General features: G+C 74.1%; 11 protein-coding genes. 5 read left to right on the plus strand and 6 right to left on the minus strand.

Features of this window, described 5'->3' with window-relative positions:
* Positions 1-41: 41 nt before the first annotated feature.
* A complete protein-coding gene (locus ACFVYS_RS03945) occupies positions 42-2,156 on the minus strand; it encodes a phage holin family protein (RefSeq protein ID WP_389498561.1) in 2,115 nt (704 codons plus the stop codon).
* Between the two features lie 82 nt (positions 2,157-2,238).
* The gene (locus ACFVYS_RS03950; RefSeq protein WP_389498563.1) at positions 2,239-2,640 is read right to left on the minus strand and encodes a hypothetical protein; all 402 of its coding nucleotides are present in this window, start codon (positions 2,638-2,640) and stop codon (positions 2,239-2,241) included.
* 83 nt (positions 2,641-2,723) lie between these two features.
* On the opposite strand from ACFVYS_RS03950, the gene ACFVYS_RS03955 reads away from it, so the two are divergent.
* Positions 2,724-3,497, plus strand: coding sequence for an MBL fold metallo-hydrolase (locus tag ACFVYS_RS03955; protein WP_389498565.1), 774 nt, complete (start codon positions 2,724-2,726; stop codon positions 3,495-3,497).
* Entirely contained in the window at positions 3,494-4,123 is a 630-nt protein-coding gene (locus ACFVYS_RS03960; RefSeq protein WP_389498567.1) for a DedA family protein, read from the plus strand. Before ACFVYS_RS03955 ends, ACFVYS_RS03960 begins: the two co-directional genes overlap by 4 nt.
* A 332-nt stretch (positions 4,124-4,455) precedes the next feature.
* Here the strand turns inward: ACFVYS_RS03960 and ACFVYS_RS03965 are convergent, their stop codons facing one another.
* The 4 genes from ACFVYS_RS03965 to ACFVYS_RS03980 form a co-directional block, all read right to left on the minus strand.
* Complete coding sequence (locus tag ACFVYS_RS03965; protein WP_389498569.1) at positions 4,456-5,517, minus strand: MBL fold metallo-hydrolase; 1,062 nt, start codon at positions 5,515-5,517, stop codon at positions 4,456-4,458.
* Entirely contained in the window at positions 5,514-6,761 is a 1,248-nt protein-coding gene (locus ACFVYS_RS03970) for an aminotransferase class I/II-fold pyridoxal phosphate-dependent enzyme (protein WP_389498570.1), read from the minus strand. Before ACFVYS_RS03970 ends, ACFVYS_RS03965 begins: the two co-directional genes overlap by 4 nt.
* 293 nt (positions 6,762-7,054) lie before the next feature.
* Entirely contained in the window at positions 7,055-7,801 is a 747-nt protein-coding gene (locus ACFVYS_RS03975; protein ID WP_389498572.1) for a hypothetical protein, read from the minus strand.
* Positions 7,802-7,959: 158 nt separating this feature from the next.
* Positions 7,960-8,754 (minus strand): RNA polymerase sigma factor SigF, encoded by a 795-nt coding sequence (locus tag ACFVYS_RS03980; protein WP_389498573.1) that lies wholly within the window; start codon positions 8,752-8,754, stop codon positions 7,960-7,962.
* A gap of 260 nt (positions 8,755-9,014) precedes the next feature.
* Here ACFVYS_RS03980 and ACFVYS_RS03985 point away from each other — a divergent pair, with 260 nt between their 5' ends.
* From ACFVYS_RS03985 to ACFVYS_RS03995, 3 genes are all read left to right on the plus strand, one after another.
* Positions 9,015-10,811 (plus strand): thiamine pyrophosphate-requiring protein, encoded by a 1,797-nt coding sequence (locus ACFVYS_RS03985; protein ID WP_389498575.1) that lies wholly within the window; start codon positions 9,015-9,017, stop codon positions 10,809-10,811.
* Between the two features lie 78 nt (positions 10,812-10,889).
* Positions 10,890-11,270 (plus strand): DUF2795 domain-containing protein, encoded by a 381-nt coding sequence (locus ACFVYS_RS03990; RefSeq protein WP_389498577.1) that lies wholly within the window; start codon positions 10,890-10,892, stop codon positions 11,268-11,270.
* A gap of 76 nt (positions 11,271-11,346) precedes the next feature.
* Positions 11,347-11,889 carry a type 1 glutamine amidotransferase domain-containing protein gene (locus ACFVYS_RS03995; RefSeq protein ID WP_389498579.1) on the plus strand — a complete coding sequence of 181 codons (543 nt, stop codon included), beginning with the start codon at positions 11,347-11,349 and terminating at the stop codon, positions 11,887-11,889.
* Positions 11,890-12,024 lie beyond the last annotated feature (135 nt).

A 12,024-nucleotide genomic window follows, 5' to 3' on the forward strand; every position in this document is an offset into this window, starting at 1 on the left:
CGGACAGTGTGTGCGTACGGCTCCTCCGGCGCAGCCCAATTTCAGGCGGCGCGCTCCTGCGGTGCCGTCTCGACCGGTACCTGGGGCCCGTTGGACTCGCGCAGCCAGCGGCGCAGGACGCGGTGCACCTGCTCCGCGCCGATCAGTTCGTCGTCGTCCTCGACGGGTGCGGACAGCGCGAGCGGGGACAGCAGGAACGGCCTGGCCTGGGCGCCGCCGAGGCCGCCGTGGGAGCCGATCTGCTCCTCGAAGGCGAGGACCTCGCCGTCGGCCGGGTCGTGGAAGGAGTTGACCATGATGTCGGCGGTGTGCGGGAAGGAATGGGTGCGGCGCACGGCGTCGGCGGCTCCGGGCCCGAAGGCGGCCAGCGGGCCGGGCGTCCGGTCGAGTTGGTCCAGCGGTATCTCCGCGCCGTACGCGCCGAGGACGACCCCGCCGTGCTCCTCGCTGCGGACGAGGAGGAAGCCGATGCCGGGGTGGTTGGCGAGGGTGGTCAGCAGCGCGGGGTGGCGGGCGTCGATCTCCTCCTTGCTCATCCGGTGCGGCACGTCCGGGAACGAGATCAGGCCGAGGTTGCCCGAGGCCAGCACGATCGGTTCCGAGCGGCGGCCGGTCGGGCGGTGGCGTTCGCCGCTCTCCTCGACGGGCCGGCGCAGCGCCGCGCGGACGGCCGCCCGGGCCTCGGCGCCGCTGTGGGTGCGTTCGGCCTTGCGTGACACGGCCAGCCCGCAGCCGGCCCGCACCAGGTCGCCGAGGGTGAGGCCGTAGCGGGTGTGAAACGTTTCCCCGGGGCTCTGACCGTGGTCGGACAGGACGACGATCCGATAGGGGCGGGGGGCGTGCTCGGCGACGTTCTCGAGCAGCGCGAGCGCCCGGTCGAGGCGCCCGAGGACCTGCTCGGTGTCCCGGCCGAGCGGCCCGGAGTGGTGCGCGACCTCGTCGTACGCCACCAGGTCGGCGTAGACGGCGGTGCGGCCGGCGAGCATGTCGCCCGTCACGGCGGCCACCACGACGTCCCGTTCGACGACGGTCGCGAAGGCGCGGACCAGCGGGTAGAGGCCGCCGCGTCCGACGCGTGGGCGCTCCTTGCGCAGCCGGGCGCGGGTGGACTGTCCCGTCTCGCGGCCGACCTCGGCGACGAACGACAGCGCGGTGCGCACGGCGTTGGCCGGGTCGGAGAAGTAGGCGAAGTAGCCGGAGCGGGACCTCGTCTCCCGGCTGCGCCGTCGGGTGGCGATGGACAGCACGAGGGCCTGCTCGTCCGCGCCGCCGCTGAAGAGGTTGCCGCGGCTCGCGCCGTCGGCGGACAGCAGTCCGCCGTCACCGGTGTACTCGACCGCGCGGCGCTGGAGTTCGGCGGCGCTGGTGGGACGGTTGCAGACCATCACCTCCCCGGTGTCCTTCTCGTACCAGCGGAAGGCGGGCACGTCGTGGTTGCTGCCGTGCAGGATGCCGAGCTGGCTGGCGCCGGTCTGGCTGGACCAGTCGGTGTGCCACCGGGTGAGCCGGTGGCTGGGGCTCGGGGCGCCGCCGCCCGCGCGGCCCTGCGCACGGCCCTGTCGCGGGACGCTGCCCAGCCATCTGGCGACGGTCGGCATCAGCCCCTTGCGCACCGCCGCGGCCAGCACCTCGTGGCCGACGCCGTCGAGCTGGAGGAAGACGGTGCCGGGCGTGACGGGGCAGGCGGCGCCGCCTCTTCGACGGCGGTCGGCGAGCCGGTACAGGCGGCGGCGGTAGGCCTCGTCGTCGCGTACGGCCAGCGCGCCGCCCGTCGCGGAGGCGACGGCGGACATCACGGCGGCGACGATCACGGCGGTCTCGGGCGCCACCTCGCTCTGTCCGGAGGGGTTCAGGCGCAGGGCGAGGAGCAGCAGCGAGCCGTTGAGGAAGAACACCAGCAGGCCGAGGACCAACGCCGGGACGAGCAGCAGCAGGCGCACCAGCAACGGCCAGGCCAGCGCCGACAGCAGACCGAACGCCCCCGCGCCCACGGCGGCGGTCCTGGCGATGGTGGTGGCACTGTCGCCGTCGGGCGACTGGAGCCGGAAGTCGGGCAGGATCCCCGCGAGCACCAGCATCGTGAGCGTGGAGACGCCCCACACCGCGACGCTCCGACCGGCCTGACTGACGGCCCGCCGCCACCGCACCCCACGCACGCCCCGTACACCTCACGTTCCGGCCCCGACGCCCGGGGGCCGCCTTCCACCCTGTCATACCCCGGTGACGGGCACCCCGCGGCTACCGCCCGTCGTAGCCGGCCGTCGGCATCGACAGACGCCGGTGCACCCGGGCCTTCATCTGCGCGTCGTAGGCGGGCTCGGCGGTACCGACCGTCTCCACCCGCACACCGCGCCGCGCGCACTCCGCGGAGAACTCCTCCACGGAACTCAGCGCGCTCTCCAGCACCCGGCGGCTGGGCGCGACGAACAGGTCGACGCCGGCCCGGATGCCGTCCCACAGCACGCAGTGGTCGGCGCGCAGCCCGCGGACCAGCAGTTCCCGGCTGACGACGTAGCCGCGCTCGGCGGCCCACCGCGCGCACATCGCGTGCTGGCTGCGGGAGTCCACCAGGAAGGGATCGGAGTCCAGTTCCTCGAGCGGCGTCAGACTCGCGATCGCCGTGACCCGCACCGGTCCCATGGCGTCCCCCTCACCTCCGGGTTTCGCCGCCGACCCTACTCCTGCCCGTAGGCTTCGGGGAGTCGCGCGAAGGAGGCAAAGAGGTGGCGGTGGAGATCACGTGGTGGGGGCACGCCACCTGCACGGTCGAGGATTCGGACGTACGTGTCCTCACCGACCCCCTGTTCGCGCGCCGCCTCGCGCATCTGCGCCGCCGCCGGGGCGCGCTGCCCCCGCCCGGCGCCTGGCGCGCGGACGTGGCGCTCGTCTCCCACCTGCACGCCGACCATCTGCATGTGCCCTCGCTGGCGCGCCTTGCGCCGGGCACGCGCCTGCTGGTGCCCCGGGGCGCGCCGCGCGCCGTCCCCGGGCTGCGCCGCCTGCGGCATCTGCGGCTGAGCGAGATGGCGCCGGGGGACGAGACCACCGTCGGCGACGTGCGGATACGGGCCGTGCCCGCGCGCCACGACGGGCGGCGGCTGCCGGTCGGACGGCATCACTCCCCCGCGCTCGGGTACGTCGTCGAGGGCGAGGCCCGGACGTACTTCGCCGGGGACACCGGCCTGTTCGACGACATGGCCAAGGAGGTCGGGCCGGTCGACGTGGCGCTGCTCCCGGTGGGCGGCTGGGGACCGTATCTCGGCGAGGGACACCTGGACGCGGGGCGCGCGGCCGAGGCACTGGTCCGGCTGGCGCCGCGCACCGCGGTGCCGGTGCACTACGGCACCTACTGGCCGATCGGCATGGACGCCGTGCGCCCTCATGAATTCCATGCTCCCGGCGAGGAGTTCGTCCGGCTCGCGGCGGAACGCGCGCCGGGGGTCGTGGTGCACCGGCTCGGGCACGGCCAGAGCGTGCGCCCGGAGGTCTCCCGGTGAAGTGGTGGCTCGCCGCGACCGTGACGGTCGTGCCGACGGAGGCCACGCAGCAGGCGCTCGGCTATCCGTCGCTGTTCCTGCTGGTGCTGATCGGGGCGCTGGTGCCGGTGGTGCCGACGGGGGCGCTGGTGAGTACGGCGGCGGCGGTCGCCGTCCACCAGACGGTGCCGTACGCGCTGGCGATGGTGTTCCTGACGGCGTCGCTCGCGGCGTTCTGCGGGGACGTGGCGCTGTACTGGCTGGGGCGGCGCGGGATGCGGTCGAAGAACGGCTCGCGCTGGCTGGAGGCGATCCGCTCGCGGGCTCCCGAGGAGCGGCTCGAGCAGGCGCAGGACAAGCTCGCCCACCACGGCACGGCCGTACTGGTGCTGTCCCGGCTGGTGCCGGCGGGCCGGATACCGGTCATGCTGGCCTGTCTGATGGCGGAGTGGCCGCTGCGCCGCTTCGCGCGGGGCAACCTCCCGGCGTGTCTGGCCTGGGCGGTGACCTACCAGCTGATCGGGATCCTCGGCGGCTCGCTGTTCCCCGAGCCCTGGGAGGGCGTGGTCGCGGCGATCGTGCTGACCGTGGTGATCGGCGCGGCCCCGAGCCTGTGGCGCCGGGCCCGGGGAACCAGGGCCGCGTAGCCCGGGGGCCAGAGCCGCGTAACCCGGGGAACCAGGGCCGCGTAGGGCGGGAGTCCTGCCGGTCCGGCGTCCCTGCCGGTACTGCGGCCGCGGTGTGCCGGACCGCTGTCACACCAGCGTGCGGGCCACACCGGTGCGCGAGCCACACCGGTGCGCAGGCCCCACCGATATGCGTGCCGCTCCGGCACCCGAGGTGCTCCTGTAGGCGTACCCCTCCGGTACCCGTACGACTTCGGGCCCGAGTACCCGTACGGCTCGGGTCCCGGGGTCACTCCGTACCGGCGTCACTTCATACCGGCGTCACTTCTTACCGGCCTCACTCCGTACCCGTGTCACTCCAGTACCCGTGCGCCTCCCACCGGGAGGTCCCACAGGTCGTCCCGGTCCAGCGCCGCCTTCTCCCAGGCCGCACGCACGCGCGTGAGGGGCTCGAGGACGGGCTCGGCGGACAGCACGAACGTGCCCCAGTGCATCGGCGCCATCCGCCGCGCCCCGAGGTCGAGGGTGGCGCGGACCGCCTCCTCCGGATCGCAGTGGACGTCGCTGAGCCACCAGCGGGGGTCGTAGGCGCCGATGGGCAGCAGGGCCAGGTCGATGCCCGGGTAGCGCTGTCCGATCCGGGAGAACCAGTGGCCGTAGCCGGTGTCACCGGCGAAGTAGACGCGCCGGCCGTCGGGGGCGGTGAGCACCCAGCCGCCCCAGAGGGAATGGCAGGTGTCGGTGAGGGACCGCTTGGACCAGTGGTGGGAGGGCACGAAGTCGAATCGCACGCCGGAGAGTTCGGCAGCCTCCCACCAGTCCAGCTCGGTGACCCGGGTGAACCGGCGGCGCAGGAACCAGCGTCCGAGCCCGGCCGGCACGAACACGGGTGTGTCGCGCGGGAGCCGGCGCAGCGTGGGGGCGTCGAGATGGTCGTAGTGGTTGTGGCTGATGACGACGGCGTCGACGCGCGGGAGCGCCTCCCAAGGGACGCCGACGGGAGTGATCCGGGCCGGGGTGCCGAGGATCCGGCGGGACCAGACCGGGTCGGTCAGGACGGTGAGGCCGCCGACGCTCACCACCCAACTGGCGTGCCCCGCCCAGGAGACGGCGACGGTACGGGCGTCCACCCGGGGCAGCGGGGCGGGTGCGAAGGGCAGCCGGGGAATGTCGGCGAGGCCGTCCCTGCCGGGCCGCACGGAACCCTCGCGGGCGAACCGGGCGAGGGCCTTGAGGTTGGGCAGGGGTGAGGTAAGCCGGTCGTGGAAGGTCCGCGGCCACACGCGCCGCTCTCCCAGGGGGCGGGGCTCGGCGAGCGGCGGGGCGGCGGGCGCGAGCGGGGCCAGGGGGGCCGGGGCTTCGGCGTCCTCGGTGGTCACCGTGCCGGCGGTGGTCGACTCGGACTGCTGCGTCATCGAGGAGGCTCCCATCGCTGAGCGTCGTCACGGAGATCGTCGAAGACCGACCTCAAGAGCGTCAACGCGCGTTGCACGTGAGGCAGTTCCAACGGTGTGGGTGACGTGAGGCATTCCGTGCGCTGCGCGTCCGTACCGTCCAGCAGCATGCCGGTGGACAGCCGGACGCGCAGGGCACCGAGCTCGTCCCCGAAGCGGTGTCCGCCCGGCGCGGGCATCCCGAGCCGGGCGGCGAGGAAGTCCTCCAGGTCCTGTGCGTCGCCGACGCCGTGCGCGGCGAGCGCGGTGCGCAGCGGGCCGAGATCGACGTACAGGTGACGGCCGGCCCGGGGCGGGAGGGCGAGGCCGCCCGCGGCGACCACGGTGGCGTGCACGGCGTCCGCCACACGCGCGTGCAGGTGCACCGCGGCGGCGACGCGCGCGGTGACCGGCTCGGGCTCGGTCAGGGCGTACGCGGCCGCGGCGGCGACCGGAGCGGCCACGCGCGCGCCGAGCGCGGTGAGGACGTCGAGCACCCGCGCGTGCAGATCGTCGCCGACGGCCGTGGCGGGGAACCGGGCGACGGCCGCCGGCCAGCCGGTGGGCAGCAGCGCACCGGCGAGGTCGCTGACGACGGTGACCTGCTCGGGCAGCATCTCGGCGGGGCTGACCAGCACGGTGTCGTGCGGGGCGTGCAGCGTGTCGCGCCAGGTCTCGTCGCTGACCAGGTGCAGGCCCTCGCCCGCGGCGGCCTCCACCGCCTCGTGCAGCACCTCGGGCGGCACGACGGTCCCGGTGGGGTCGTCGGCGACGGACAGCACCAGCAGCCGCGGGTCGCCGCCCTCGGCGCGCACCCGGCGCACGGTCTCCAGCAGGGCGTAGGGGTCCGGGACGCCGCCGCACTCGGCGGGTGTCGCCACATGGAAGACGGGTCTCCCCAGCAGGCGGGCGTAGGGCGCCCACCAGGCCGCGCAGGGCCGGGGCACCAGGACGTCGCCGCCCAGTGCGGCGGTCAGCGCGAGCAGCAGGGCCGGGGCGCCGGGCCCGGCCACGATGCGTCCCGGCTCGGCGGGGGTCCCGCGCCGCTCCCAGTAGCCGTGCGCGGCGTCCAGCAGGGCGCGGCCGCCGCCGACCGGCTCGGCGTCGGCGCGGCCGGCGGCCCCGGCGAGCACCGAGACGAGTTCCGGCAGCACCGGCAGGCCGTCCAGGGGCAGTGGCGGGCCGTAGCGGACGGGCCCGTGGTCCTCCACTGCCGTCCGCCGCATGCCGTCCTCCGCGCAGTCCGTCCCCGATGCCCTGCCTGGTCCTGGTGCCGTGCCCGGTGTGGTGCCGTGCACGGCGTGGTGCCCGCCGCGCTGTGCCGTGCCCGGCCGCCGGACGTCGTCGTGGGCCGGGCGGGGCCTCGCGTCCCGTGCGGGGCCCGGCGGCCCTGCGGGGCCGGGCACTCGTACGGGGCCGGTCGTGCCCCTGCGCTCTGAGTACCCCGTGGGGCCGCACCCCATGGCCGTCGGGCACGTTGCGCCGGTCACAGCGCGGGCCGGACCGGCTCGTCGGCAGGTCAGACGCCGCCCTCGGGGTCCCGGCGGCGCAGCCGGTGCACGGCGGCGCCGAGCGCGCCGGCGATCAGCAGGCCACCGGCGGCGAGCGCGGGGACGGAGTCGGTGAAGGCGCCGCCCTCACCGGCCTGCACCCCGTGCTCGACGGTGGCGGGGGCGCAGCCGGGCTCGTGGGACGCGGCGGCCCGGGGCTGGGGCTCGGCCGGGGCGCACGGCTCGACGGTGCGGCAGATGTCGGTGTGCCCCGGGGAGGTGCCCTGCGCCGGCGGACACGGCCGGTCGGTGGCGCAGGACGCGGCGGACGCCGACCCGCACGGCTGTGGGACGCCACGGGCGACGTCCAGCGTCGCGCTCCACGGCTTGCCCTGTCCGCCGGGCGCCGCCGGACAGCTGCCGTCGACGGTCCAGGCGGCGTCGGGTCCGACCGCCTCCGGGCTCACCTCGAGATCGGCGGCGGGCGCGATACGTGCGGTGCCCCGGTAGGCGGGCCCGGACGGTGCGCCGTCGGCGCCGGGGACCTTGCTCAGTTTGACGGTGCCCTCGGCGAAGGCCTGCGAGGTGGCGTCGAGGCTATCGGGCGCGGCGGCGCCGAGGGGTCCGCAGGAGACGGACACGGTGACGCTGCCGCCCGGGGCGACGCTGCCCGGGCTGACCTCCGCCGCCGGGTCCGCGTACGCCGCCGGACCGACGGCCACCAGGACGGCACCGGCCACGGCGAGGGTGGAGAGGAGGTGAGCGGTGCGACGCATGGGGCGGTTCCTTCGGCCGACGGCTGCGGGCGGGGCGTTGCCGCCCCACAGCCATCAGAGCCCGAGGACCCGCCGGCCGCGCGCGGCCGGACGCCATTGGCGGGACACAGACCACCAACCGGGTGACCGGCGTCGCCCCCGCGCCCCGCGGGTTCCTGCTACGCAGCGTCGTTCAGGACCTGTTCCCGCAACCGGTTGCAGCACCGGTTGATCAGCCGTGACACATGCATCTGCGAGATGCCCAGACGTTCCGCGATCCGACTCTGCGTCATGTCCTCGAAGAACCGCATGTACAAGATCGCCCGCTCCCGCTCGGGAAGCGCGGCGAGCCGTGTCCTGACGGCCTCCCGGTCCACGACCGTGCCCAGCGCCGGGTCCGCCGCCCCCAGCACGTCACTGAGCGAGTAGCCGTCCTCGCCGCCCGCGAACTCCGCGTCCAGCGACAGCGCGGTGAAGCTCTCCAGGGCCCCCATCCCGATGCGCACGTCCTCCTCGCTGAGCTGCGCGCGCTCGGCGATCTCGGCGACGGTGGGCCGCCGCCCGGAGACGGTCTGGGCCAGCTCCTGGTCGGCGAAGCGCACCCGGTTGCGCAGTTCCTGGACGCGGCGCGGCACGTGCAGGGTCCACATGTGGTCGCGGAAGTGCCGCTTGATCTCGCCGGTGACCGTGGGGACGGCGTAGCTCTCGAAAGCGTTTCCGAGTTCGGGGTCGTAGCGGTCCACGGCCTTGACCAGGCCTAGGGCGGCGACCTGACGCAGGTCGTCGAAGGCCTCGCCGCGGCTGCGGAAACGGCCGGCGAGACGGTCGGCCATGGGCAGCCAGGCCTCGACGATCTGGGAGCGGAGCGTGTCGCGCTGGGGCCCCGGGGGCAGGGCGGCGAGCCTGCGGAAGGCGTCGGCGGTGTCGGGGGCGTCGTCGTGCGGATGGCGCTTCGTGTTCGCTCTGTTCGGCATGGGGTGGGGCAGCTCCCTTGGAAGTGCTCTGGGTTGGCCGGTCACCGGGGAGGCGCGACAGCGGCCCGACCGGGCCGCCGCGAGGCGCGAAGTCGCTGCCTCCCACGGACGTGCCTCCGGTCCGAAGCACTGTGGCGCGCCTGCCCCGGACTCCCCCCGCCAAACACCCGCCGAGGTTTTCCGGCGGCCCCAGGGGTCACACGGGACGGGACACGGCCTTCACCTCGTGTCCACGTCCCCTGCCCAGGAGGTCACTTTCCATGAGCGTCAAGGTCTCCGACCATGTCCTTCAGCGGCTGCGGGAGTGGGGGGTGGAGCAGGTCTTCGGTTATCCGGGCGACGGCATCAACGGCCTGCTCGCCGCCTGGGGCCGGGCCGGGGACGAGCCGCGTTTCGTGCAGTCGCGGCACGAGGAGATGTCCGCGTTCCAGGCGGTCGGCTACGCCAAGTTCAGCGGCCGCCTCGGGGTGTGCGTGGCGACCTCGGGGCCGGGGGCGATCCACCTGCTCAACGGCCTGTACGACGCGAAACTCGACCATGTGCCGGTGCTCGCGATCGTCGGCCAGACGCACCGCTCGGCGATGGGCGGCTCGTACCAGCAGGAGGTGGACCTGCACACACTGTTCAAGGACGTCGCCTCGGAGTTCGTGGAGACGGTGACGGTCCCCGAGCAGTTGCCGAACGTGCTGGACCGGGCGATCCGCACCGCCTACGCCCGGCGCTGTCCGACGGCGGTCATCATCCCCGGCGACGTGCAGGAACTGGCCTACTCGGCCCCCACCCACGAGTTCAAGATGGTGCCGTCCAGTCTCGGCCTGAGCGGTGGGACGACGATCCCGTCGGAGGAGTCCCTGCGCTCGGCCGCCGACATCCTCAACTCCGGTGACAAGGTGGCGATCCTGGTCGGTCAGGGCGCCGCCGGGGCCCGGACCGAGGTCGAGCGGATCGCCGAACTGCTCGGCGCCGGCGTCGCCAAGGCGCTGCTCGGCAAGGACGCGCTGAGCGACGAACTCCCCTACGTCACCGGCTCGATCGGCCTGCTGGGCACCCGGCCGTCCTACGAGCTGATGCGCGACTGCGACACCCTGCTGACGATCGGCTCGTCCTTCCCCTACACGCAGTTCCTGCCGGAGTTCGGCAAGGCGCGGGGCGTCCAGATCGACATCGATCCGCACATGATCGGGATGCGCTACCCGTACGAGGTGAACCTCGTCGGCGACGCGCGGGAGACCCTGCGCCGGCTGATCCCGATGATCAGGGGCGAGGAGCGCGGCCGGGAATGGTTCGAAACCGTTTGCGACAACGTACGGCGCTGGGACGACGTGCTGGACCGGCGGGCCGGGCTGTCGGCCGACCCGATCAACCCGGAGTACGTGGCCCGCGCGCTGTCCCCGCTGCTCCCGCCGGACGCGATCGTCACCTCGGACTCGGGCTCGGTGGCGAACTGGTACGCCCGCCACCTGAGGCTGCGCCCCGGCATGCGCGGCTCCCTCTCCGGCACGCTGGCGACGATGGGCTGCGGCGTGCCGTATGCGATCGGCGCGAAGTTCGCTCATCCGGACCGGCCGGTGATCGCGCTGGTCGGGGACGGGGCGATGCAGATGAACGGACTCGCGGAGCTGATCACGGCCGCCAAGTACCAGGACCGCTGGGCCGACCCGCGGCTGGTCGTCGCGGTGTGGAACAACCGCGACCTGAACCAGGTGACATGGGAGATGCGCGCCATGGGCGGCGCCCCGTCGTTCCTGCCCTCGCAGGAGCTGCCGGACGTGCCGTACGCGGCGTTCGCCCGCTCCCTCGGGCTGACCGGGCTGCGGGTGGAGACACCGCAGGACGTGGAGCCGGCCTGGCGTGCGGCCCTGGAGGCGGACGGCCCGGCGGTCGTCGAGTTCCTCACCGACCCGGCCGTGCCTCCGGTCCCGCCGCACGCCACCTGGGAGCAGATCGAGGCCACGGTCGCCTCGGCCCTCAGGGGCGACGCCGACCGGAGCTCCATGATCAAACAGGGTTTCCGGGCGAAGGTGCAGGAGTTCCTGCCGGGGCGGCAGGAGAAGTAGCCCGGCGACCCCGTGTCGGCTCCCTGTCCTCGGGTACGCGGTGGCCACCGACACCGACGAAGACCCGGAGGGAGAGACATGCAGCGAGGCAGCGACCGGCTGAGCGTGCACCGGGACGACGAGATGAAGCACGAATTGCAGGGTCTGCTGAGGTCCGGCCACCCCACGCGGGTGGAGGAGTGGCACGACCCCGAGCCGTCCGCCGAGGACGACCCCGAGGTCTGGGGCGGGCCGGTGGTGCCCGGGAGTCCCCGGGCGACGCTGGAGACCGTGCGGCTGGAGCTGGCACGGACCCTGGGACGGACTTCCTTCCCCGCGGGCGCGGGCGCGCTGGCCGTCGGCCTGCGCCGCAAGAACGCGCCGGACGCGCTGGTGGATGCGGTGCGGCAGCTGCCGGGCAAGGACCGCTACACCAATGTCCAGGAGCTGGCCGAGGCACTGGTCGGGAGCGGCCGGTGACGGCGCGGGACCCGGCCGACGGGACAGGGCCCACCGACGTAAGGGCCGCAAGGACACGGAAAGGACGTTGACCCTCATGCGCATCGCGTTTCTGACGGCACCCGAAGGCGTCGAGCAGGTCGAGCTCACCGACCCCTGGCAGGCCGCGGTGGACGCGGGCCACGAGCCCGTCCTGGTCTCGACCGACTCCGGCGAGATCCAGGCGTTCAATCATCTCGACAAGGCGGACACGTTCCGGGTGGACGAGGTCGTCGGTGAGGCGTCCGCGGAGTCCTTCGGCGGGCTGGTCCTGCCGGGCGGCGTCGCGAACCCCGACTTCCTGCGCACCGACGACAAGGCCGTGGCGTTCGTCAAGGACTTCTTCGAGCAGGGCCGGCCGGTGGCCGCGATCTGCCACGCCCCGTGGACCCTCATCGAGGCGGACGTCGTACGGGGCCGGGTTCTGACCTCATGGCCGAGCCTCGCCACGGATCTGCGCAACGCGGGCGCCACCTGGGTCGACGAGCAGGTGAAGATCTGCGACCACGGCCCCGGCAAGCTCGTCACCAGCCGCAAGCCGGACGACTTGAAGGCCTTCTGCGAGGCGTTCCTGGACGTGTTCACCCAGGAAGCGCGCTGACCGCCGACCGCAACCGTTAGTCGACAACCGGTCGTCTGCGGTCTGCGGTCTGCGGTCTGCGGTCTGCGGTCTGCGGTCTGCGGTCTGCGGTCTGCGGTCTGCGGTCTGCGGTCTGCGGTCTGCGGTCTGCGGTCT

The sequence above is a fragment of the Streptomyces sp. NPDC058295 genome, assembly GCF_042880655.1.
GTDB lineage: Bacteria > Actinomycetota > Actinomycetes > Streptomycetales > Streptomycetaceae > Streptomyces > Streptomyces coriariae.

Excerpts from the sequence above, each read along its gene's own strand:
- ACFVYS_RS03995 (WP_389498579.1), top strand. The coding sequence starts at position 11,347 with ATGCGCATCGCGTTTCTGACGGCACCCGAAGGCGTCGAGCAGGTCGAG.
- ACFVYS_RS03970 (WP_389498570.1), bottom strand. The coding sequence starts at position 6,761 with ATGCGGCGGACGGCAGTGGAGGACCACGGGCCCGTCCGCTACGGCCCG.
- ACFVYS_RS03950 (WP_389498563.1), bottom strand. The coding sequence starts at position 2,640 with ATGGGACCGGTGCGGGTCACGGCGATCGCGAGTCTGACGCCGCTCGAG.
- ACFVYS_RS03990 (WP_389498577.1), top strand. The coding sequence starts at position 10,890 with ATGCAGCGAGGCAGCGACCGGCTGAGCGTGCACCGGGACGACGAGATG.
- ACFVYS_RS03975 (WP_389498572.1), bottom strand. The coding sequence starts at position 7,801 with ATGCGTCGCACCGCTCACCTCCTCTCCACCCTCGCCGTGGCCGGTGCC.
- ACFVYS_RS03980 (WP_389498573.1), bottom strand. The coding sequence starts at position 8,754 with ATGCCGAACAGAGCGAACACGAAGCGCCATCCGCACGACGACGCCCCC.
- ACFVYS_RS03985 (WP_389498575.1), top strand. The coding sequence starts at position 9,015 with ATGAGCGTCAAGGTCTCCGACCATGTCCTTCAGCGGCTGCGGGAGTGG.
- ACFVYS_RS03965 (WP_389498569.1), bottom strand. The coding sequence starts at position 5,517 with ATGACGCAGCAGTCCGAGTCGACCACCGCCGGCACGGTGACCACCGAG.